This window comes from Streptomyces sp. LS-MS-L19 (genome assembly GCF_058382285.1).
Genome location: NZ_JBYCLL010000001.1, coordinates 4,019,659 through 4,041,280, shown reverse-complemented (window position 1 = coordinate 4,041,280; position 21,622 = coordinate 4,019,659). Strand labels below are relative to the sequence as shown.

The 21,622-nt window shown below is 70.7% G+C and carries 21 protein-coding genes; 14 read left to right on the top strand and 7 right to left on the bottom strand.

Annotated features, from left to right (window positions below; genetic code table 11):
- The first annotated feature begins 25 nt into the window (after positions 1-25).
- The 6 genes from AC2XR2_RS17785 (at position 26) to AC2XR2_RS17760 (ending at position 6,247) form a co-directional block, all read left to right on the top strand.
- The gene (locus tag AC2XR2_RS17785; RefSeq protein WP_491515559.1) at positions 26-1,204 is read left to right on the top strand and encodes a TfuA-like protein; all 1,179 of its coding nucleotides are present in this window, start codon (positions 26-28) and stop codon (positions 1,202-1,204) included.
- Positions 1,201-2,349 carry a YcaO-like family protein gene (locus AC2XR2_RS17780; protein ID WP_491515558.1) on the top strand — a complete coding sequence of 383 codons (1,149 nt, stop codon included), beginning with the start codon at positions 1,201-1,203 and terminating at the stop codon, positions 2,347-2,349. Before AC2XR2_RS17785 ends, AC2XR2_RS17780 begins: the two co-directional genes overlap by 4 nt.
- Positions 2,342-3,130 (top strand): class I SAM-dependent methyltransferase, encoded by a 789-nt coding sequence (locus AC2XR2_RS17775; protein ID WP_491515557.1) that lies wholly within the window; start codon positions 2,342-2,344, stop codon positions 3,128-3,130. Before AC2XR2_RS17780 ends, AC2XR2_RS17775 begins: the two co-directional genes overlap by 8 nt.
- A 14-nt stretch (positions 3,131-3,144) precedes the next feature.
- Positions 3,145-4,155, top strand: a complete 1,011-nt coding sequence (locus AC2XR2_RS17770; protein ID WP_491515556.1) for an NAD(P)H-dependent glycerol-3-phosphate dehydrogenase — start codon at positions 3,145-3,147, stop codon at positions 4,153-4,155.
- 91 nt (positions 4,156-4,246) lie between these two features.
- The gene (locus AC2XR2_RS17765) at positions 4,247-5,059 is read left to right on the top strand and encodes an aminoglycoside phosphotransferase (RefSeq protein ID WP_491518463.1); all 813 of its coding nucleotides are present in this window, start codon (positions 4,247-4,249) and stop codon (positions 5,057-5,059) included.
- A gap of 495 nt (positions 5,060-5,554) precedes the next feature.
- Complete coding sequence (locus AC2XR2_RS17760) at positions 5,555-6,247, top strand: GIY-YIG nuclease family protein (protein ID WP_491515555.1); 693 nt, start codon at positions 5,555-5,557, stop codon at positions 6,245-6,247.
- 231 nt (positions 6,248-6,478) lie between these two features.
- Here the strand turns inward: AC2XR2_RS17760 and AC2XR2_RS17755 are convergent, their stop codons facing one another.
- Positions 6,479-6,739, bottom strand: a complete 261-nt coding sequence (locus AC2XR2_RS17755; RefSeq protein WP_330266451.1) for a hypothetical protein — start codon at positions 6,737-6,739, stop codon at positions 6,479-6,481.
- Between the two features lie 416 nt (positions 6,740-7,155).
- Positions 7,156-7,533, bottom strand: coding sequence for a helix-turn-helix domain-containing protein (locus AC2XR2_RS17750; protein WP_491515554.1), 378 nt, complete (start codon positions 7,531-7,533; stop codon positions 7,156-7,158).
- Between the two features lie 232 nt (positions 7,534-7,765).
- On the opposite strand from AC2XR2_RS17750, the gene AC2XR2_RS17745 reads away from it, so the two are divergent.
- From AC2XR2_RS17745 to AC2XR2_RS17720, 6 genes are all read left to right on the top strand, one after another.
- Positions 7,766-7,981 (top strand): hypothetical protein, encoded by a 216-nt coding sequence (locus AC2XR2_RS17745; protein ID WP_381303822.1) that lies wholly within the window; start codon positions 7,766-7,768, stop codon positions 7,979-7,981.
- Positions 7,982-8,041: 60 nt separating this feature from the next.
- Positions 8,042-8,260: a hypothetical protein gene (locus tag AC2XR2_RS17740; protein WP_020137870.1), complete on the top strand. Its 219-nt coding sequence runs from the start codon at positions 8,042-8,044 to the stop codon at positions 8,258-8,260.
- A gap of 93 nt (positions 8,261-8,353) precedes the next feature.
- Positions 8,354-10,285 carry a zinc metalloprotease gene (locus AC2XR2_RS17735; RefSeq protein ID WP_381304006.1) on the top strand — a complete coding sequence of 644 codons (1,932 nt, stop codon included), beginning with the start codon at positions 8,354-8,356 and terminating at the stop codon, positions 10,283-10,285.
- 418 nt (positions 10,286-10,703) lie between these two features.
- Positions 10,704-11,378 carry a hypothetical protein gene (locus AC2XR2_RS17730; protein WP_381304008.1) on the top strand — a complete coding sequence of 225 codons (675 nt, stop codon included), beginning with the start codon at positions 10,704-10,706 and terminating at the stop codon, positions 11,376-11,378.
- Positions 11,379-11,534: 156 nt separating this feature from the next.
- Positions 11,535-12,710: a 4-hydroxybenzoate 3-monooxygenase gene (locus AC2XR2_RS17725; protein WP_381304010.1), complete on the top strand. Its 1,176-nt coding sequence runs from the start codon at positions 11,535-11,537 to the stop codon at positions 12,708-12,710.
- Between the two features lie 160 nt (positions 12,711-12,870).
- On the top strand, positions 12,871-13,764 hold the full coding sequence (locus AC2XR2_RS17720; RefSeq protein WP_330266457.1) for a Bax inhibitor-1/YccA family protein: 894 nt from the start codon (positions 12,871-12,873) through the stop codon (positions 13,762-13,764).
- Between the two features lie 74 nt (positions 13,765-13,838).
- Here the strand turns inward: AC2XR2_RS17720 and AC2XR2_RS17715 are convergent, their stop codons facing one another.
- Positions 13,839-14,069, bottom strand: coding sequence for a DUF4287 domain-containing protein (locus AC2XR2_RS17715; RefSeq protein ID WP_020137875.1), 231 nt, complete (start codon positions 14,067-14,069; stop codon positions 13,839-13,841).
- A gap of 102 nt (positions 14,070-14,171) precedes the next feature.
- Here AC2XR2_RS17715 and AC2XR2_RS17710 point away from each other — a divergent pair, with 102 nt between their 5' ends.
- Positions 14,172-14,483 carry a hypothetical protein gene (locus tag AC2XR2_RS17710; RefSeq protein WP_330266458.1) on the top strand — a complete coding sequence of 104 codons (312 nt, stop codon included), beginning with the start codon at positions 14,172-14,174 and terminating at the stop codon, positions 14,481-14,483.
- 3 nt (positions 14,484-14,486) lie between these two features.
- Here AC2XR2_RS17710 and AC2XR2_RS17705 read toward each other — a convergent pair whose 3' ends face one another.
- The 3 genes from AC2XR2_RS17705 to AC2XR2_RS17695 all read right to left on the bottom strand — a co-directional run bounded on the left by AC2XR2_RS17705 (position 14,487) and on the right by AC2XR2_RS17695 (position 17,937).
- Entirely contained in the window at positions 14,487-15,269 is a 783-nt protein-coding gene (locus AC2XR2_RS17705) for a hypothetical protein (protein WP_330266459.1), read from the bottom strand.
- Positions 15,270-15,537: 268 nt separating this feature from the next.
- Positions 15,538-16,758 (bottom strand): acetyl-CoA C-acetyltransferase, encoded by a 1,221-nt coding sequence (locus AC2XR2_RS17700; RefSeq protein WP_062029947.1) that lies wholly within the window; start codon positions 16,756-16,758, stop codon positions 15,538-15,540.
- A gap of 126 nt (positions 16,759-16,884) precedes the next feature.
- Complete coding sequence (locus AC2XR2_RS17695; RefSeq protein ID WP_491515553.1) at positions 16,885-17,937, bottom strand: SGNH/GDSL hydrolase family protein; 1,053 nt, start codon at positions 17,935-17,937, stop codon at positions 16,885-16,887.
- Positions 17,938-18,099: 162 nt separating this feature from the next.
- On the opposite strand from AC2XR2_RS17695, the gene AC2XR2_RS17690 reads away from it, so the two are divergent.
- A complete protein-coding gene (locus AC2XR2_RS17690; RefSeq protein ID WP_491515552.1) occupies positions 18,100-19,485 on the top strand; it encodes a cystathionine beta-synthase in 1,386 nt (461 codons plus the stop codon).
- Positions 19,486-19,536: 51 nt separating this feature from the next.
- On the opposite strand, the gene AC2XR2_RS17685 is transcribed toward AC2XR2_RS17690, so the two are convergent.
- Positions 19,537-21,144, bottom strand: a complete 1,608-nt coding sequence (locus AC2XR2_RS17685; protein WP_491515551.1) for a recombinase family protein — start codon at positions 21,142-21,144, stop codon at positions 19,537-19,539.
- Between the last annotated feature and the right edge of the window lie 478 nt (positions 21,145-21,622).

The following is a 21,622-nucleotide window of genomic DNA, read 5'->3' as shown; positions in this document are numbered from 1 at the left end:
ATGTGCACCCCTTTTGGAGACCAACGTGATTCACGTCTTCACCGGGCCCACGTTGAGCCCGGAGGACCCCGCACTACAGGACAAGGGGTTACGGGTCCGGCCCCCCATCAAGCACGGCGACCTCTTCGACCCTGAGATCAAGGCCGGGGACACCGTCGTCATCATCGACGGCGTCTATCACCAGGCGCCGGCCGTACGGCACAAAGAGATCATCTGGGCGCTGGGCCGGGGCGTCCGCGTCATCGGCGCGGCCAGCATCGGCGCTCTGCGCGCGGCCGAGCTCGGCAGCTGCGGCGTCATCGGCGTGGGCTCCGTGTGGCACGCCTACGCCACCGGCCTGTTGGACGGCGACGACGAGGTGGCCGTGGCCCAGTCCACCGAGGGCGACATGAGCGCCTGCACGTGGCCGCTGGTCCGTGTCCGCCAGGTCATCGGCCTGGCCCTGGCCGAGGGCGTCATGGACGAGGAGGAGGCCCAGCAGCTCCTCACCGCCCTGGAGGAGGTCTACTACGCGCACCGGTCCTGGGACGCCGTGCGCCTGATCGGCCAGCGGCAAGTCCCCGCGTTCGCCGAGTGGCTGACGGAGGAACTGGCCGCCAACCCGCACTTCGGGGACGTGAAGCGGACCGATGCCCTGGAGGCGGTGGCGCTCGCGCTCGACCTGGCAACCACCCCGGTGGAGCCCGTGGAGGGCCTGCACTGGGGCACGCGCTGCTTCCGCCAGTGGGCCAACCGGTTTGCCGCCCAGGACACCGACCAGGGCCGCCTGGCGACCCTGGACCGCGTGACGTTCCAGCAGGTGTTTGACCCGGCGTTCAAAGAGGTGTGGTGGCAGCACCTGGCCGGGCACGAGGTGCCGGACCTTCCTCCTGCGGTGGCGTGTGCAGTGATCAACCCCCGTACGGACCTCACCGACGAGGCCACCGCGGCACGGCTCCTGGTCCGGGAGACGGCCGCCGACCGCGCCGACGTCGCCCGGTACGCGGCCGTCAACGCCCAGGCGCAGCAGGAACATGCGGGGTTCTTCCCGGAGGCCATCAAGGAGGATGTGGTGCGGCGCATGCTGGCCGAGGTGTGGGGCACCGGCCTGGACGGGCTGGATGAGGAGGCCTGGATGCGGGGCCTCCAGGGCGAGCGGGAGGCCGTGGACGCGGCCCGCCCGCTGGTGCTCGGGTTCCTGCGGGACCAGGAGGCGGTCCGATGACCAGCCACTGCCTGGCCGGCACTGTCCGTACCCGCACGCCCGAGGAGACGTGGGAGGCGCTGAAACCGGAGATCGGCCGCCTGGGCATCACGCGCGTGGCCCGGCTGACCCGCCTCGACTATCTGGACATCCCGGTCTGGACGGCTGTCCGGCCCGCCGCGCACACACTGGCGACGTCCCAGGGCAAGGGAGCCAACGACACGCTGGCGAAGATCTCGGCCGTCCTGGAGGCCGCGGAGCTGTGGCACGCGGAGCAGCCGGTGGTCCTGGACGCCCACGGCACGCACCGGGAACTGCACCCGCCCTATCCGATGGCCGCGCTCCCGGTGAAGGTGCATCACCCGCGCCTGGCGGACGTGGTGCTGGACTGGACGACCGGCCGCGGACTGGCAACCCAGCGCGGCATCCTGGTGCCCGCGGACCTGCTGCGCCGCCAGGTGCACCACGGCCCGGCCCGCCCGGAGCTGTTCGCCGTCACGAGCAACGGCCTGGCGTGCGGGAACACGCAAGCCGAGGCGACGTTGCACGCGCTCCTTGAGTGCGTGGAGCGGGACGTCCTGCACCGGGACTACACCGCCGGCGGCCGGTACCGGACCCTGGTCGACCCGGCCGCGGTGACGGACCCGTACTGCGCCGACCTGATCGGCCGGTACCTGGATGCGGGCATGTGGCTGGAGATCGTCCACGTGAGCAGCCGGTACCGGGTCCCCGTGTTCGCCGCCTACATCTGGTCGGAGGACTACCCGGTGGTGTTCGCCGGGTCCGGCTGCCACGTCCTCCCGGAGGTCGCGCTGTCCCGGGCGCTCACGGAAGCGGCGCAGTCCCGGCTGACGTGCATCGCGGGCACCCGGGACGACCTGGACGGCCATGAGGCGGCGTTCGCCGCCCAGCCCGGCGCCCCGGAACTCGCGGACCTCCCCACCCAGGCCTGGACGGACTGCGCGGGCTCGGCCGTCGACCTGGAGCCCGTCGTGGACCGGCTCCTGGAGCAGGTCGTCACGGCGGTCACCGGCGTCACCGGGGGCGAGCCCATCGCCGTGGACCTGTGGGAGTCGCCGGCGTACGCCGCGGTGAAGGTGGTCGCCCCCGGGATGGAGATGCGGATCACCCGCTCCATCCCCCGGACCAGGGAGCGCCATGGATGAGGCCGTGCTGACCGCGGAGGAGCAGCAACTGGGGCAGGTGTACGACGCCCTGCACGGGGCCCGGGCCGGGGCCACCATCGTCCGGGACCTGTACGCCGCGGCGATGGGCGACGTCTACCCGGCAGAGGTGGATGCCTCCAGCTCCTGTGACTGGCCCCTCCTCGGCGCGATGGTCGCCAACCTGCGGCTGCGCCCGGGCCAGCAACTGGTGGACGTCGGCTGCGGCACGGGCGGGGTCGGCCTGTGGCTGGCCCGGGCCCTGACGGTCGCCGTCACGGGGGTGGACATCTCCGCCACGGCGCTGAGCCTGGCCGCTGGCCGCCTCCCCGCGTTCGGCGTGGCGCCTGAGCGGGCGGAGTTCCTCCAGGGCTCCCTGGCCTCGACTGGCCTGCCTTCCCAGTACGCGGACGGTCTGGTGTGCGTGGATGCCCTGGGGTTCGCGCGTGACCGGCGGGCGGCATTGCAGGAGATCCGGCGGGTACTCAAGCCGGGTGCCCGCGCCGTCATCACCTCCGGCCGCAACCGGGTCCGGTCAACCCTCCCGCCGTGGACGAAGCAGGCCCAGGCCACGGGGCTGATCCTGGACGCGGAGGAGGAACGGCCGCACGAACCAGCGATGTGGCAGCGCCTCTATCAGCTGTGGATCGAGCATGAGGCGGAGCTGCGCGCCCAGCTCGGCGACGCCCAGGCGGACAGCATGCTGACGGAGGCCAGGACCCGGGCGCCCGGGCTCCGGGACCGCGTGGCCCTCACCGTTACCGTGAGACGGCCCGAGGACTGAAAGGAATTGACCGCATGTCACGACGTGTAGCTGTCTACGGAGCTGGGTCCTGGGGAACCGCGTTCGCGCTCGTCCTCGCGGACGCCGGGTGTGAGGTCACCATGTGGGGACGGCGCCCTGAACTGGTGGACGCCATCAACTGGACCCGCAGCAACCCGGACTATCTGCCCCAGGTGAAGCTGCCGGAGAAGGTACGGGCAACGACCGACCCGGAGGAGGCGGCCCAAGGCGCGGACATCGCCGTCCTGGCCGTGTCCGCGCAGAAGGTCCGCCCCCTCCTGGAGTGGTGGCGGCCCCAGTGGGAGCCGGGCACGGTGTTCGTGTCCCTGATGAAGGGGATCGAGCTGGGCACCGGCATGCTCATGAGCCAGGTCATCGCGGAGACGACCGGGGCGCCGACGGACCGGATCGCCGTGGTGTCCGGGCCCAACCTGGCCGCCGAGATCGTGGACCGGATGCCCGCCGCGAGCGTCGTCGCCTGCGCTGATGACAGCACCGCGGCCGCCGTCCAACAGGCCTGTCACACCTCCTACTTCCGGCCGTACACCAACCACGACGTGGTGGGCTGCGAGCTGGGCGGCGCCCTCAAGAACGTCATTGCGCTGGCCGTCGGCGTCACGGACGGCATGGGGCTCGGCGACAACACCAAGGCCGCGTTGATGACGCGCGGGCTCGCGGAGTGCACGCGGCTGGGCGTCGCCATGGGCGCGGACCCGCTGACCCTGGCCGGTCTCGCCGGCATGGGCGACCTCGTCGCCACCTGCTCCTCCACGCTCTCCCGTAACCACACGTTCGGCCACCACCTCGGCCGCGGCCTAACGGTGGAGGAGGCCCGGGCCGCCACCACGCAGACGGCGGAGGGCGTGGCCTCGTGCCAGGCCGTCCAGGGCCTGGCGGAGCGGCACGGCGTGGAGATGCCGATCACCCGCGCCGTCGTCGACATGATCCACGGTGGCCGAGCGCCCCAAGAGGCCGTGCGTGAACTCATGTCCCGCGCCCCCAAGTCGGAGAGCACCGGCCGCTGACCGACGCCCGACCCCGCCACTGCCCCGGTCGAACGCTGGCCGGGGCAGCGTGCGGTTACGAGCCACAACCCCGAGGAACTGCACCTTGTCCATGCCTCGCGTTGACTTCGCCACCCTGCCCGCCGCCGTCCGCCAAGCCATCACCCAGCACACCGGGCCTATCCACTCGATCCGGCCTGCGGAGGCCGGCCGCAACTCGGCCGTGGCCGTCGTCCTGGCCACCCAGGCCGGGCCCGTCTTCCTCAAGGGCATTCCCGCCGACCACCGGCAGGCCGCCTCCCAGCACCGTGAGGTCGCTATCGCCCCGCACCTGCCGCCCCTGGCGCCGCGGTTGCTGTGGCATGAGGAGGTGGCCGGATGGCTGCTCGTGGCCTGGGAGGCCGTGGAAGGCCGTCACGCGGACTACCGCAACAGGGCCGACCTTCACCTAGTGCGTGGTGCTCTGGAGGAGTTGCAGGGCGTCCAGGCCCCGGCGGGGGTGGAGCTGAAGACCGCCGTACAGCGGTGGGGGCCGTACGCCGGCGACGATGCCGAGTTGTTCGCCGGGGACGTGCTGCTGCACACGGACTGGGCGCCGGACAACGTGCTGATGGCGGGCCGTCAGGTGCGCCTGGTGGATTGGGCCTGGCCCACCCGTGGAGCCGGGTGGATTGATCCGTACCTTTGGGCGTTGCGCCTGATGGAAACCGGTCACACGGCCTCTTCTGCGGTCGCGTGGGCGTGCGAGGTTCCGTCGTGGCGTGATGCCGACCCCGAGTCACTGCGCGCGTTCGGGGCCGCGGTTGCCCGGCTGTGGGCCGAGATCGCCGCGCAGGACCATGCAGCGTGGAAGCTGCATATGGCCGTCCAGGCTGCGGAGTTGCGCGCTTACCTGGCTCTGGAGCCCGGCGCTGCACAGTGCTGAGGCCGGGGGACCACGCCCCTGGCATTTGTCACTCTTTTGGGTGACGGCCGGTCGCGGGGCGCATTCATCTAGTCACTGTGGTGAGATCGGGGTTAAATGACACTCGCGTTTCGGCCACCCGGTCGTAGACGCGAAGCGCAGACTGCCGCGCCCGTGTGGCGTGGCAGCGGTCCCCCACGTTCATACTCCGCAAGTTGGGCACGGGTGGGCCGCAAGGTGGGCCCAGCGGCGACACATGCCGCTGGGCCCACCGCTTTATACGGCCGGTAACCCCTTTCCCGATGCACTCGTGCATGACTTTCTTCACGATCTTGACGCGCGGGGTGCAATGGGGGTTGCGCGTCCGCCACCAGTCAACCGCGAACGCGACCGTGTGACGCCCCCGTTCGGCCCTGCGCGCCGGTGCCCAGGAGAGCTATAAACGATCAAGCCCCGAAGTGCGCGAACACCCCGGGGCGGGCCAACCTGACCACCGTTGAGAGAGAGCAGGTCGACGTGAACGACCCTACAGCGGCCGATCACTGGCGCCAGGTCGCCGACGCGTACACCAGCGGCGCCTGGCAAGAGCTGGGCCACGAGACGTGGACCGCCTACCTGGCCGCCCACTGGGAGGTCGCCGAGCTGACGGACGCCCAGCAGCGGGCCGTGGCACAGCTCCTGTACGACGCCGGTATGCCAATGCTCGCCATCGGGGCGACGCTGGGCGTCAACCGGCGCCTCCTGTCCGGGTGGATCCAAGGCCGCTCCCGGCGAGGCGCACCGCCCGTCCCGGAGCTGACGGACGAGGAGGCGGGGGCCCGGGCCCGGGAGCTGTACGACGAGGGGGCGCCCATGGTCGACATCGCGGCGACGCTCCGGGTGAATCGGCGGCGCCTGTCTGCACTCATCCCGGCCCGGGGTCGCCGGGGGGCGCAGTACGAAGCGGGGGTGTACGTCATCGGCTCGCCAGAGTTCCGGCCGGTGAAGATCGGCAAGGGCAACCCGGCGGACCGGCTGGCCGAGCTCCAGACCGGCAACCCCTTCCCCTTGGTGATCCTGTGGACCGGGCCCGGTGGCCTCGCCTTGGAACAGGCGCTGCACGCCCGGTTCGAGGCGTACCGGCTGCGCGGGGAGTGGTTCGAGTTCCCTGCCGACCAGGACCCCGTGGCGGCCGTCGCCCAGGCCGTCCAGGAGCTGGCCGCCGCCTGACCTGGGGTCCGGAACTGTGCGCCAGGCCGTGCGCCAGATGGCGCACCAACCCCCGGCTGGCTCGGTCCGGTCGGGTCTAGTCCGGTCTGGTCGGGCCCCATCGGGAGTCGCCGACCTGGGAGAATGGGAAAAGTGCAGGTCAGCAGGGGTGGCCTAGTCCGGTTCAAGTCCGGCTCCGGGCACTTCCTCGCCCACGCGGTGATTTCTCCCGCGTGGGCCGGCACCCCGCCGTCACCCCTCGTAGACGGTCAGTACGGCACCGTCGATCTCGATCCGGCGGCCCGCGCGCATGCCGTCGCGGCGCAGGGTTCTCAGACAGGTGTGAAACAGCGGCAGCTCGTCCGCGTCCAGGACGGCCGCGGCCAGTCCCACGAGTTCTCTCACTGACTCGTCGGTCAGTACCTCGGGCAGTTCGCCGGAGAGCAGAACGACCGATTCACCGGCGGGCCCGCGGACCACGGCTGTGGCCGGGCCGCCATGCACGAACAACACATTCCCCCCTGGGAGCCCGGGGTCGTGCGGCTCTCGCTCCTCGGGCAGGACGAGAGACTAGCGGGGGGAACGGGACCCTTTCGGGCACAGTCGAATTCTTTTTCCGACTGCACGGAAGAGTGAACATCCGCGATCGATGACCGCCGCCACCCGGTTCCCGGACGGTCACTTCTTCGGCCGGCGGTGGGGTGTCCGCGGGGCGGTGGGGGCGGTGGGTGTCCGCGGCCCGGTGGGGGCTGGTCGCGCAGTTCCCCGCGCCCCTAAGTGGGTGCAGTCACGCGCGTCACCGCGGACCCGCGCGACCAGCCCCCCACGCACGCGCAGTCGACCGACGGCATCGGCCCGCCGCCGGACGCCTGTGACCAGCTCCCCGCCCACCCGCCGTCGACCGACGACACCGACCCGCGGCCGGGCGGCTACTGCTTGGGCGTGCGGTCCAGGAGGGATTCCACCAGGGCGGCCACGTGCCGGCGGTCGTCCGCCGAGAGTTTCTGGACGCTGGCGATCAGGAGGTCGACCTCGGGGTCGGCCGGCCGGTCGGCGGTGCCCTCGGCGCCGTAGACGTGGATGCCGCAGGCCTCCGCGGCGGCGCGGCGGACGGTGTCCAACGGGAGTTCCAGCCCCTTGGACAGTCCCTCCAGGGTGGCCGACTGGGGCATGCGGACGACCCGGTCGGTGGTCGCCAGGTGGTGGACGGTGGAGCGCGGAACGCCACCGCGGCGCGCCACCTCGCCGTAGGACCAGCCCTTGAGGTCCAGGCGCTCACGGATCAACTGCTGGAGTGCGTTGGCCACGGGTGGGTCACTTCCTGCTCGCCGCTCGGCGGAACCGTCCATGTCGGAGCCGATTCTACGGGCGGCCCCACCCGCCGCCGAAAGAGTGATTCCCCGAACGGGTTGCGCACCGGCCCCGCGAGGCCCTAGTGTCCAATCTCGTTGGACAGCACGTCCGACCAAGTTGGACAGAGTGCGGGGGGAACCTGACTCGGTCCGACCGGAAATGCCCATCCCTGAGGGGGAACTGATCATGATGGACGCCCACGAGCTCGAGGCCGAGTCCGCGGAACTGCTGCCGGGTCGCGAGGCCCTCGGGAAGCTGAAGTTCAGCTTCAACCGCACCACGAACGTGACCAAGCACGTCGCCACCGTCCAGGCCAGCAACTCCTCGCTCGCCCTGAACGACCACTCCGTCGGGTCGGTGGCGAGCTCCGGCGCCTCGCAGGCCATCAGCGTCACGCAGTAGCACCCGCGCACCGCCTCCACGCCCACTCATCCATCATCACCACCTGGAAGGACATCCATCATGAGCATGGACATGCACGAGCTCGACACCGAGTCCGCGGAGCTGCTGCCGGGCCGTGAGGCCCTGGGCAAGCTGAAGTTCAGCTTCAACCGGACCACCAACGTCACCAAGCACATCGCGACCGTGCACGCCGACAACCAGTCCGCGGCCGTCAACGACCACTCCGCGTGGTCGGCCGCCGAGTCGCAGGCCTCGCAGTCCATCTCCGTCAAGCAGTGACCCTGCGCTGACGACGGCCGCCGGGGCGGACCGCGCACAGGTGCGGTCCGCCCCGGCGCCATGAGGGGGGCAGGACATGGGGGGAGACCACATATGACAGTGCTCGGCGACGGGACCCCGACGCTGTACGACACCGGGCCGGTGCCCGGACCCGGCGGCTGGCCGGTGACCTACGAGCAGGTCGCGACCGGCAGCCTGCCGGTCGTGGAACCGCAGTTGGTGCCCCGGCTGAGCTCGGGACTGCGACTGCACGGCGAGTACCAGGGGTCGGGCTTCACCGAACCCAAGTACATCGCCCGTCGGGGGGACGGGCAGGTCGTGCAGCTGTCCCGGCTGCTGTATCTCGTGGCGTCGTCCGTGGACGGCGTGCGCGACACCGAGTCGATCGCCCACCGGGTGAGCGCGCGGTTCGGGCGCGAGGTCAGCGGCGACAACATCCGCTACCTGGTGGAGAAGAAGCTCGAACCGCTCGGGGTGACGGTCCCCGAGGGCCAGGAGAGCGACGAGGTCGACGCACCGCGCTCCGACCTGCTGCTCGCCCTCAAGGGCCACCGGGTCATCTTCGACGAGAAGCGCACGGCGAAGATCGCGCGGATGTTCGCGTGGCTGCACCGGCCGGTCGTGGTCGCCGTCATGATGGCGGCGGCCGTGGCCATGGACGTCTGGCTGTTCGCCTTCTACGGGGCGATCGAACCGGTCCTTGAGGTCCTCGACCAGCCGGTGCTGATCCTGGTCGTGTTCCTGCTCACCGTGGCCTCGCTCGTCTTCCACGAGTTCGGCCACGCCTCCGCGTGCAGATACGGCGGGGCCCGGCCCGGCTGCATCGGCTGCGGGATCTTCCTCATCTGGCCGTCGATGTACACCGACGTCACCGACGTCTACCGGATCGGCCGGGGCGGGCGGATCAGGACCGACCTGGGCGGCGTCTACTTCAACGTGGTCTTCATGCTCGGCATGGCCGGGCTGTACTTCGCCACCGGTGAGCCGTTCTTCCTGGCCGCCGTCTACCTCGGGCACTTCGAGATCCTCGAACAGCTGATGCCGGCCGTGCGGCTCGACGGCTACTACATCCTGGGCGACCTCGCCGGGGTCCCCGACCTCTACGGCAAGATCAAGCCGATCCTGCTCGGGCTGGTGCCGGGGCGGAAGGGGCGGGCGGCGCGCCAGGAGGTCGCCGGGCTGAAGAAGTCGGCGCGGACCGTCGTGGCGGCCTGGGTGCTGACGATGGTGCCGCTGATCATCGGCGAGCTGGCGTACGCGCTGTGGAACCTGCCGAGGATCATCGCCACGATGGTCCGGTCCATGGTCGAGCAGTTCTCCGGCACCGGGTCGGCCCTCGCGGACGGGAAGATCGTCGAGGGTCTCGTCGGGGTGCTGGGCTGTCTGATGCTGCTGATCCCGATGGGTGGGGTCGTCTATCTCACCGTGAAGATCGGGGGGCGGATCTTCCGTGCCGCCAAGCGGTCCACGGACGGGCGGCCCGCGCTGCGGATGGCGCTGTGCGCGGTGGTCCTCGCCGGACTGACGGGTCTGAGCTACGCGTGGACCTCGGGTCTGACACCCCAGCCGCTGCCCAAGAAGCCGCCGATCGCGCCGATCCTCCAGCCGGGGGTGTCGACGGAGGAACCGGAGCCCCGGCAGGCCACGACTCCGGACGGCGACGCGTCCACCCCGGACGACGGCACGTCGGACGACCCGTCAGGCACCGGCCCCGGCGCGGTCCCACCGCCGGGGGCGGGCGCCCCCTCGGGCTCCGACGCCCCGTCGGCGGGCACCTCCGCCGCGGCCTCGGCGTCCGCCTCACCGGCCGCGTCCGCGACGGCACCGGGCGCGGCGACCGGCACCTCCCGCGGTACGGCGTCTCCCGCGCCGGTCGCGTCCACGGCCCCGGGACCGTCGTCACCGGGCACGGGACCGGACCCGTCCACGCCGGCCTCCTCCCCGGTCCCGTCGGAGAGCGCCGCACCGACCCCGACGGACAGCCCACCCCCGCCACCGGCCAGCGGGTCACCGGCGTCGTCGTGAGGGGCGAGCGCGAGGCCCTGCGGGGCGGGGTGCCGCAACTGGGGGCGTGCTGAGAGGAGGGTGCCCCCAGTCGCCCCGTCGGGCGGCCACCGCAGGGCCCGCACCTGGATGGGTCATCTGGACGCTCGTGCAGCCGCGTACGGCGTGAAGGGGACGGGGTGGGGGGTGTCCGCCCGCAGCGGCCGGCGTCCGTTACAGGGCCCCTTTTCCGATGGACCGAGCCGCCGGACCGAGGACGGATACCCCCCACCCCGGCCCCGACCCCAAACCGACCGCACGCGCTACGCACGCCCCCACCGGGCCGCAACGGGCCGCCGCAGGCATCTCAGGGGCGCGGGGAACTGCGCAAAACGCCCGCCCCCACCGAAGCCGCAGAGACCCCCCACATCCATACCGATCACCCACCCAAGGAGCCCCCTTGAGCAGTCATCGAAAACCCCGTACCTCCACCCCGTTCACCCGCCGAGCCGTCCGCGTGGGGCTGTTCGCCGCCGGTGTCGCCGGTGTGGCGACCGCCGTGCCGGCGCAGGCGGCGACCAACGGCCCCGCGAAGGTAGCCGTCGCGTCGGACCACGTCTTCAGCCGTGCCAACCAGCTCGACCACACGGAGTCGAAGGACTCGTTCACCATCCGCCAGTACGGCAAGGTGAGCGCCGCCAACGTCCGCAACCAGGCCAACGCCGTCTCGTCGGGCTGCTCCGCGGACGACGCCTGCCGTTCGGTCGCGCTGTCCTTCCAGATCGTCACCTTCGCGGGCGAGCAGACCCGGCTGAACGCCGTGAACCTCAGCGACGCGGCCAACAAGAGCTGCACCGGCTGCCAGACCCTGGCCGGCGCCTACCAGTTCGTGGTGTCCACGCCCACCCCGCTCACCCTCGACTCCGCCCACCGCCGCCAACTCGACGACATCCACCGCAGGCTCGACGCGCTGACCCGCTCCAAGGTCCCCGCGGCCGACCTGCGCGCCCGGGCCGACGGCCTCGCGGCGGAGGTCAACGCCGTCCTCAAGGACGCCGTGGACAACGCCCCGAAGGGTGACGCCCAGCAGGACGTCACCATGCGCCGCCACCTGGACGGCTGGCCACCGCGCTGACCGACCCCTGGACGTCCGGCCCACGGTGCCCCCGTGGGCCGGACGGCGTGCGCGGACCATTGACAGCGGCGGACCCGGAGCGCAGACTCACCCCACCCGAGTGAAAGAAATTTCACCATGCGAACACCCGCCCCGGTCACCCGAAGGGAACGCCCGATGCGCACCACCGTCGGCATCATCGGAGCCGGCCCCGCCGGCCTGCTCCTCGCCCGGCTCCTCCACAACGCCGGCATCGACTCGGTCGTCCTGGAGAGCCGCGACCGCGCCTACGTCGAGCACCGCCAGCGCGCCGGAATCCTGGAGCAGGGCACGGTCGACGTCCTGCGCGCGGCCGGCGCCGGTGAGCGCATGGACCGCGAGGGCCTGCGGCACGACGGCATCGAGCTGCGCTACGACAGGAAGCGCCACCGCGTCGACTTCCCCGCCCTCACCGGCGGCCGGTCCGTGACGGTCTACGCCCAGACCGAGGTCTGCAAGGACCTCATCGCCCTCCAGCTGAAGGAGGGCGGCCCGCTGCTGTTCGAGGCGGAGGCCCTGGCCGTCGAGGGAGCCGACACCGACGCCCCGCGCATCCGCTTCCGCCACGAGGGCCGTGAGGATGTCCTCGCATGCGAGTACGTCGTCGGCTGCGACGGCTTCTGGGGGGTGGCCCGCAAGGCCGTCCCCGCCGAACTCACCAAGGTCTTCGAGCGGTCGTACCCCTATGCCTGGCTCGGCATCCTCGCCGACGTCCCGCCCTCCCACGACGAACTCGTCTACGCCCGCCACGACCGCGGCTTCGCCCTCCTCTCCATGCGCTCCCCCTCCGTCTCCCGCCTCTACCTCCAGGTCCCCGAGGGCACCGACGCCGAGAGCTGGGGCGACGAGGAGATCTGGGACGAGCTGGAGCACCGCTTCGAGACCGACGACGACTGGCGGCTCGACCGGGGACCGATCACCCAGAAGTCCGTCACGCCCATGCGGTCGTACGTCCACGAGCCCATGCGGCACGGCCGGCTCTTCCTCGCCGGCGACGCGGCGCACATCGTCCCGCCCACCGGCGCCAAGGGCCTCAACCTCGCCGTCGGCGACGTCGTGACCTTCGCGAGGGCGCTGTCGTACCAGCGGGAGACCGGTTCGGCGGAACGCCTCGACGGCTACTCCGAGACCTGCCTGCGACGGGTCTGGCAGGCCGAACGGTTCTCGTACGACATGACGGGCCTCCTGCACCGGGCGCCCGGCGCCACCCCCTTCGAGGACCGGATGCAGCTGGCCCGCCTGGAGCGCATCGCCGGGTCCCGGGCCGCCGAGACCGACCTCGCCGAGGCCTACACCGGCTTCCCCTTCGAGTGAGGCGCCTCGAGGCGGCCCCTCCCGTGCCGGGAATCACCCCTCCCCGTAGCGTGTTGCGCAGGACAACGAGGGAAGATCCTCCTCAAGCACTAGGGTCATTCCTTTGCCTACCCATTACTCTTGAGGCAAGGCCCACACACGGTGGCCATGGAGGAGTGAAATGAGGAGCAGCAACCCGGTCTTCTCGCGACGGGGGTTCAGCCGCGACAACGGCTACGCGGGCTTCAACACCGCGCCGCAGGCCGGGGGCGCAGCAGTCGGTACGCAGGGCAACCCGTACGCCCAGCAGGCCGGCAACCCGTACGCGACCAACCCCTACGCCCAGCAGGACCTTCAGCAGGGGGCACCGCCGCAGGCCCCGGTGACCACCGGCCGGATGACGATGGACGACGTCGTCATGCGCACCGGCACCACCCTCGGCGTCCTGATCGTCACGGCCGCGCTCGCCTGGGCGCTGCTGCCCGTCGACGACGCCAACATCGGCCGCTCGTACGGCATCGGCATCGGCGCCGCGCTGATCGGCATGGTCCTGGCGCTCGTCCAGTCCTTCAAGCGCAAGGCCACGCCCGCGCTGATCGTGTCGTACGCCGCGTTCGAGGGCGTGTTCCTCGGCGTCATCTCCAGCATCGTCGACAACCGCATCGCCAGCGGCGCGGCCATGCAGGCCGTGATCGGCACCCTGGCGGTCTTCGCCGCGGTGCTGGTGGCGTACAAGGCGGGCTGGATCCGCGTCAACCGCCGTTTCTACGGCTTCGTCATGGCGGCCACGCTCGGCTTCCTGCTGCTGATGGTCGTCAACATGCTGTTCGCCGTCTTCGGCGGCGGTGACGGCCTCGGCTTCCGCAGCGGTGGCCTCGGCATCGTGTTCGGCATCATCGGCGTCCTGCTCGGTGCGTGCTTCCTCGCCCTCGACTTCAAGCAGGTCGAGGACGGCATCGCCTACGGCGCGCCGAAGGAGGAGGCCTGGCTGGCGGCGTTCGGTCTGACGCTGACGCTGGTCTGGATCTACATGGAGTTCCTGCGACTCATCGCGATCCTCAACAGCAACGACTAGTCGCCGACGGTCGTTCGGCTCGTACGACGAAGGGCCCCGGGTTCCGTACCTGGGGCCCTTCGGCATGTGCGCGGCTAGAAGTACCTGCGCGCGGCCCTCCTCAGGTCGTACTCGTGGATGATCGCCTTCGCGTGGCCGTACGCGAGGTTGTGTTCGTGGCGGAGCCAGCTGACCTTTTCCTCGAAGCGGAAGAGGGCCGGGCCTTCGTCGACGGTGCGGAGCCAGTCGGACACTTCACGACCGGTGCAATGGGGGATGCGGGCGAGCATGTTGCGGTGGGTCTCCTCGGAGAAGACTTGGGACATCGGCGCCTCCGTGGGCATGGGATGTAAGCCGGTCCTTCAGGTCACCGTGCCTGAGCGTTCGCGTGTTGGCAACAGTCCCGGTGGGACGCGTACCGTTGCCGGGTGGCTGATACCTCGCGTCTGACCCAGGCTGTGGACCACTTCGCCGACCGGTTGCGGGCCGCGCCGCAGTCCCGACTGCAACGGAGCGCCGCCGCCGAGGCCCTGCAACTGGCCCGGGAGTTGGCCCATCGGGCGCAGGTCATCGAGGCGCCCGACGTGAAGCCGCGGACGATGCCGGACGCCGGGATGTTCGCCGCCGCCGACCAGATCACCGTCGCCGTACACGACTTGGCCCTCGTCCTCACGGACGAGAGCCAGGTGGAAGAAGCGATGGAACTGGTGGCGCAGGCCCAGCGGCGGGCCGGGGTCTGACTCCTAGAGGGACGCTATGACCCGGTCCGCCAGGATGTAGACGTTCTCCTCGCCGCACGCGAACGTCAGCGTGTACGCGCCCGAGATGCCCGAGCCGCCCAGCAGGACCGGGGTCTCGCCGGCGCGCAGGGCCGCGGAGAGGCGCTCCGCCGTCTCGCGGTGGCCCGGGGTCATGCACAGCGTGGTGCCGTCGGCGAAGACGTACACGTCGAGGGTGCCGAGCGGACCGGGGCGGACGTCCGCCAGTTCGGTGCCGGAGGCCGCGAGTTCCTCCAGGGTCGCCACCGTGCGTTCGTGGTCGTTCACGACGGGTGACCCGACCGGGACGAAGTCCGGGTGGCTCGGGTGCCGGCGGCGGGCCGCGGCCAGCTCCGGGGAGTCGCCCGCGAACTCGTCCAGGTCGGCGGTCGGCTCCGACACCGGCTCCAGGCCCACGAAGTCCGCCTGCCGGGGCAGGAACAGCTCGCTGTCGGGCAGGCCCAGCAGCGAGGGGGCGTCGGAGGCGTCCCGGGACTCCTGCGCGGCCCAGAAGGCACGCGCCTCGGCGAGTTCGCGCTCGCGCTCCTCGGCGAGGGCCTCGGCCACGGCGGCGCGTATCTCGTCGACGTCAGCGGCGGGACGGGCGGCCGGTACGAGACCCCGCACGGGCGCGGTGTTGTTCCTGGCGAGCTCGGTGTGCAGGGCGGCGACCTGTCGGCGCAGCACCATGAGGGTGCGCAGGACGGCGACGCCCACGGCGCCCGTGGCGGCCGTGGTGACCAGCAAGGCGATCGGCATGGCGCTCACTGACGTACTCCCGGTTCAAAGTCGACCCCCGACTTCCTACATCAGCTTGAAGGGCTAACTATCCAACTGTCAGTGCGTAACGTCACGAATCGGACAGGACTTTGGGCTCGGGGTTTACGGTGGGGCGCGTGTGACCTGCGGAAATCCCCGCGCGAGCGATATAGGTCACATCCTGGGGGAAATTGGATCACAAATCGGCCCAGAACCTTGGAGTTTCCTCGGTTCTGGGCCAAAGGGTGGCGCTGGGTCGCCAGTTGGATACGGTGCGTCAGCTGAGGCGCTCGATGACCATGGCCATGCCCTGGCCGCCGCCCACGCACATCGTCTCCAGGCCGAACTGCTTGTCGTGGAACTGGAGGGAGTTGATGAGGGTGCCGGTGATGCGGGCGCCGGTCATGCCGAAGGGGTGGCCGACGGCGATCGCGCCGCCGTTCACGTTCAGCTTCTCCAGCGGGATGTTCAGGTCGCGGTAGGAGGGGATCACCTGGGCGGCGAACGCCTCGTTGATCTCGACCAGGTCGATGTCGTCGATCGTGAGACCGGCGCGGCGCAGCGCCTGGTTCGACGCGTCCACCGGGCCGAGGCCCATGATCTCCGGGGACAGACCCGAGACGCCGGTCGACACGATCCGGGCGAGCGGGGTGAGGCCGAGCTCGCGCGCCTTGGTGTCGGACATGATCACGACCGCGGCGGCGCCGTCGTTCAGCGGGCAGCAGTTGCCGGCGGTGACGAGTCCGTCGGGGCGGAAGACGGGCTTGAGGCCCTGGACGCCCTCCAGGGTGACACCGGCGCGCGGGCCGTCGTCCTTGGAGACGACCGTGCCGTCGGGCAGCGTGACCGGGGTGATCTCGCGCTCCCAGAAGCCGTTCTTGATGGCTTCCTCGGCGAGGTTCTGCGAGCGGACACCGAACTCGTCCATGTCCTGGCGGGTGACGCCCTTGACGCGGGCCAGGTTCTCCGCGGTCTGGCCCATCGCGATGTACGGGTCGGGGAGCAGGCCGTCCTCGCGCGGGTCGTGCCAGGTCGAGCCCTCGGAGGCGGCGGTGGCCGCGGTACGGGCCTGGGCCTCGTCGAAGAGCGGGTTGGTGGTGCCGGGCAGGCCGTCCGAGCTGCCCTTGGCGTAGCGGGAGACCATCTCGACACCGGCCGAGATGAAGACGTCGCCCTCGCCGGCCTTGATGGCGTGCAGGGCCATGCGGCTCGTCTGGAGCGAGGAGGAACAGTAACGGGTGATCGTGCAGCCCGGCAGGTGGTCCATGCCCATCTGCACGGCGACGATCCGGCCCAGGTTGTAGCCCTGCTCGCCGCCGGGCAGACCGCAGCCGAGCATCAGGTCGTCGATGTCGCGCGGGTCCAGCTCGGGGACCTTGGCGAGGGCGGCCTGGATGATCGTGGCGGTGAGGTCGTCGGGGCGCAGGTCCTTGAGCGAGCCCTTGACGGCGCGGCCGATGGGGGAGCGGGCGGTCGAGACGATCACGGCTTCGGGCATCACGGCTCCATTGACGTACGGGGTGTTCTACCGGACGGGGCTGCTTGGGAAGTTACCCGTACGTATGGCCTGGGTCACGGGGATGGCGGTGTGACCTATGTCTAAGCGCTTGCTTTTCCGGCTCTCTCAGCCGCTGGACGAGCCGGCCTCGCCCTGCACGGCATTCACGGCAGGCGTCGGCTCGGTCGCCCGCACCCGCCGCCTCCGCCTGCGCTTCAGCAGCGCCCACGGCCCGGTCGGACCCGTCGGCATCGCCGCGGCAACCTCCGTACCGGCCTCCGACGCGGCCTCCGCAGCCGCCCTCGCCACCGGCAGGAAGCCCTCGCGACGGGACACGTCCGGACGGTCCTCGTCGGCCGGCCACAGGCTCAGGGCCGCGCACACCGTCGGCAGCACCGCCATCGCCGCCGTCGCGTAACCCTCCGCCGAGGGGTGGTAGTTGTCCGGCCCGAACAGCTCACGCGGATTCGCCTCGAACTCGGGCCCCAGCAGATCGCCGAGCGACACCGTGCGCCCGCCCTGCTCGACCGCACCGATCGTCTGGGCCGCCGCCAGCTGCCGCGAGGCTCTGCGCGCCAGCCAGCGCAACGGCTGCTGAACCGGCTCGATCGTGCCCAGGTCGGGACAGGTGCCCACCACCACCTCGGCACCGGCCGTACGCAGCCGCCGTACCGCGGACGACAGGTGCCGCACCGAACGCGTCGCCGGCATCCGGTGCGTCACGTCGTTCGCACCGATCATGATCACGCACACGTCCGGCACCCGCGCCGGATCCGACAGGACCAGCGCCACCTGGCGGTCCAGGTCGTCCGAGGTGGCCCCGGGCAGAGCGACATTGCGCAGCTCCACCGGGCGCTCCGCCACCGCCGCCAGCCCCGACGCCAGCAGCGCACCCGGCGTCTGGCCCGCCCGGTGCACGCCCTGCCCCGCGGCCGTGGAGTCGCCCAGCATCACCAGACGCAGCGGAGCTTCACCCAGGACCGTGTACACATGGCCGTACCGGCCCTCGGCCTGCGGGACGTGCGGCGTCGTGCCGTTGCCCACCTGGCGCCGGGCCAGCCGCACCTCCGCCAGCAGCAGCCCCATCGCCGCCGCTCCGACCAGACCGATCCCGCCACCGCCGTAAGCGGCGCCGGCCGCGATCCGGCGGGCCACCCTCGCCCTCGACATGCTCGTCATACGTCGCCGCCACCTCCGTCGTACCCGCTACACCCACTCCTTGCCCCGCACGGACCGTGGCCCAATCCCCACAGCGAGTGAACGGCCGTCATGGCGCCCGAACAGGCCATAGGCTGGCTGGACCACTAGGACCACTTTCTTTGCAAGCATCCGGAGACAACGGTGCAATTCCACGACTCGATGATCAGCCTCGTCGGCAACACCCCGCTGGTAAGGCTCAACAGCGTGACCAAGGGCATCAAGGCGACCGTCCTGGCCAAGGTCGAGTACTTCAACCCCGGCGGTTCCGTGAAGGACCGCATCGCCCTGCGCATGATCGAGGCGGCGGAGGAGAGCGGCGCGCTGAAGCCCGGAGGCACCATCGTCGAGCCGACCAGCGGCAACACCGGTGTCGGGCTCGCCATCGTGGCGCAGCAGAAGGGGTACAAGTGCATCTTCGTGTGCCCCGACAAGGTGTCGACGGACAAGATCAACGTGCTGCGGGCGTACGGCGCCGAGGTGGTCGTCTGCCCGACCGCCGTCGACCCCGAGCACCCGGACTCGTACTACAACGTCTCCGACCGCCTGGTCCGTGAGACGCCCGGCGCGTGGAAGCCCGACCAGTACTCCAACCCCAACAACCCGCTCTCCCACTACCACTCCACCGGCCCCGAGCTGTGGGAGCAGACGGAGGGCAGGATCACCCACTTCGTGGCGGGCGTCGGCACCGGCGGCACCATCTCCGGCACCGGCCGCTACCTGAAGGACGCCAGCGACGGCAAGGTCCAGGTGATCGGCGCCGACCCCGAGGGCTCGGTGTACTCCGGCGGCTCCGGACGGCCGTACCTCGTCGAGGGCGTCGGCGAGGACTTCTGGCCGACCGCCTACGACCGCACGGTGGCCGACGAGATCGTCGCGGTCTCCGACAAGGACTCCTTCCAGATGACCCGCCGCCTCGCCAAGGAGGAGGGCCTCCTGGTGGGCGGCTCCTGCGGGATGGCCGTGGTGGCGGCGCTGCGCGTGGCCGAGCGACTCGGGCCGGACGACGTCGTCGTCGTGTTGCTGCCCGACAGCGGCCGCGGGTACCTCTCGAAGATCTTCAACGATGAGTGGCTGGCGTCCTACGGCTTCCTCGAGGAGTCGGAACCGACCGCGAGCGTCGGGGACGTGCTGAAGTACAAGGCGGGCGCCATCCCCAGCCTGGTCCACATGCACCCGGAGGAGACGGTCGGTCAGGCCATCGAGGTGCTGCACGAGTACGGCGTCTCCCAGATGCCGGTCGTGAAGCCGGGCGCCGGGCACCCCGACGTCATGGCGGCCGAAGTGGTGGGTTCCGTCGTCGAACGGGATCTCCTGGACGCGCTGTTCACGCAGCGCGCCGCCCTCGGTGACCCGCTGGAGAAGCACATGTCGTCGCCGCTGCCGCAGGTGGGTTCCGGCGAGCCGATCGAAGGGCTCATGTCGGTCCTGGGCCGCGCGGACGCCGCGATCGTGCTGGTCGACGGCAAGCCGACCGGAGTGGTGACGCGGCAGGACCTGCTGGCCTACATGGCACGCCAGGTCCAGTGAGGCGGACGGGTGCCGTCCCTCGGGACGGCACCCCGCAGCGATTTCCTCGGTTCACACGGCGGGACTGATCCGCAGGAGCGTGGGGTCGAACGGGGCGCGGCGCGAGCGGCCGGGCGGGATGGGCAGGACGGTCACTGATCGCAGGACGGTGGTGATGGCCGCTCGTCGCTGCTCGAGGTTCATCACGGGCCAGCGCGACGACAGCCGGGCGCTCGCAGCGTCCTGTCGGATGTCGTGGTGCTTCTTTCGGGCCGCTTTCAGACCTGAGATCCGGATCTCGAGTTCGGATGCGTTCCGCACGTCGTAGACGTTGCTCACCGTGCCTGCGCGGACTTCGCGCTCGAGAGACTCACGTTCCTCGACCAGTCGCTGCAACAGCGGTGCACCAGCCCATTCCGGCTGCTCGGGGCCGACGGCATCGCCTCGCTCATCAAGCAGGGCGAGTACGACTTCCTCAAGGTGACGATCGACGTCACGAACGCTGCGCGCGGTGCCGCCGCAGTCCAAGGCAGTGCATACGTACACGGCGTTGTCCGGGTGCTTCGCGGTCGGTCGGGCACAACCGCCCATCTTGGAGTTGCACGGGTGGCCGTCCTTGCGGACGGCGCCGCAGCGCAGGTACCCGCTGAACAAGTACTTGCGGAAGCTTTGAGGTGCCGTCCCCGGACGGGGGCTGCCGTTCGTCAGGCGGGTGCCTCGCTTCGAGCCGCGCTGCCGGGAGAGGTCGGCCAGTGCCTGCCACTCCTCGACGCTCGCGGGGGCGTCCCACTGACCCACGACGGGTGTGCCGTCGGCAGGGTTCCGGACGAGTTCACCATGGATGGCCCGGTAGCCGCACATCACAGGGTTGGTCAGGGCTTGCCGTACGGTCGCGCCGCTCCATCGGTTTCCTGACGCGGTCGGGATGTCCCGGGCGTTCAGCTGCCGCGCGATGGCGTTCCAACTTGTTCCACGCAGTGCCGATTCGATCATCTCCCGGAGGACAGGCCATTCCCCGGGATCCCTGCGCATATTGATTCGCAGCCCCGACCGGGGGTCGGGCGGAAGCCAGCCGAAGCGTCTGCGACCGCCCGGTGTTCCGCCGTCGATGGCACGTCGCCGGATGTGGCGCTCGATGCGCTCCTTCGTCCTCCGTACTTCGCCGTCGCCGGCGACGATCTCTTCGCCGTCGTGGTGGGAGCGAAGGTCGAATACGGTTCGCCGCTCGATGAACACTCCCTCGTCGGTGACGGTGACGGCCTGGTGAACCCTGGCGAAGTCCGAGGCCAGCCGCCACACGCGCTCATGCTCCGTGGCGATGAGCGCCTGGACGGCAAAGCCCTCGGTCGTTCTTCGGCAGTGGAGCGCGTCGACCATCTCTGCGAATGCTGGTCGTACGACAGTCGGCTGTGCGGCCGTCAGACCGTTGTCCTCGTAGAACTTGACGATGGCCACGCCGAACCCGGCTGCGGTCTCGGTGTTCTCCTCGTGCTGGTGGCGAATGCCTGTCCCGGCTTCTCGTCCCCTGGCCAGGACGGCGGACCGCGTGCTCTGGTCGGCGCTGATCCGGGCGTAGTCCACTCCGGGTATCCGGCCGCCCAGCCATTCCTCGAAGGTGCGTCCGGCTTCCAGAGCCGAGACGAGCGAGGCGTTGACGAAGCTCCTGGACCAGCCGGGCATGCGGGCGGCCTTTCTAGGACGGATGAAGTGTTCGAGTGCTTCGAAATATGCGGGCAGAAGCCCGGCTTCGTGTGTGGATGACGGATCGGTTCCGCATATCGGGTGACGGGGGCTTGTTCATTGACGAGGGCAAGCCCACCGGAGGCATCAGCCGGCAGGATCTGCTGGCCTTCCTCGCCAAGGGCGGGAAGTAGCGGGAAACGTCCGGTGAACGGCGGGTGCCGGAGGCGAACTTCCGGTTTCCTGTCGAAAGGGTGGACTTCGCGGAAGTGGTACGAGCGTGTCACGTCCACGCAGCACACGCTTAACACGCGTCCGGCACATTAGTGGGTGTCGGCAGGGCGGGAGCGGCTCCCCGCCCCGGCCGGCGCCGAACGTCCAAGGACCTCCGGAGCGGCTCCCGGACCTCCATGGACGCCGGACGTCAGACCTGGCCTGACCCGGTCGACGTCCCTCGCGGGGACCGCCGTCGTCCCGC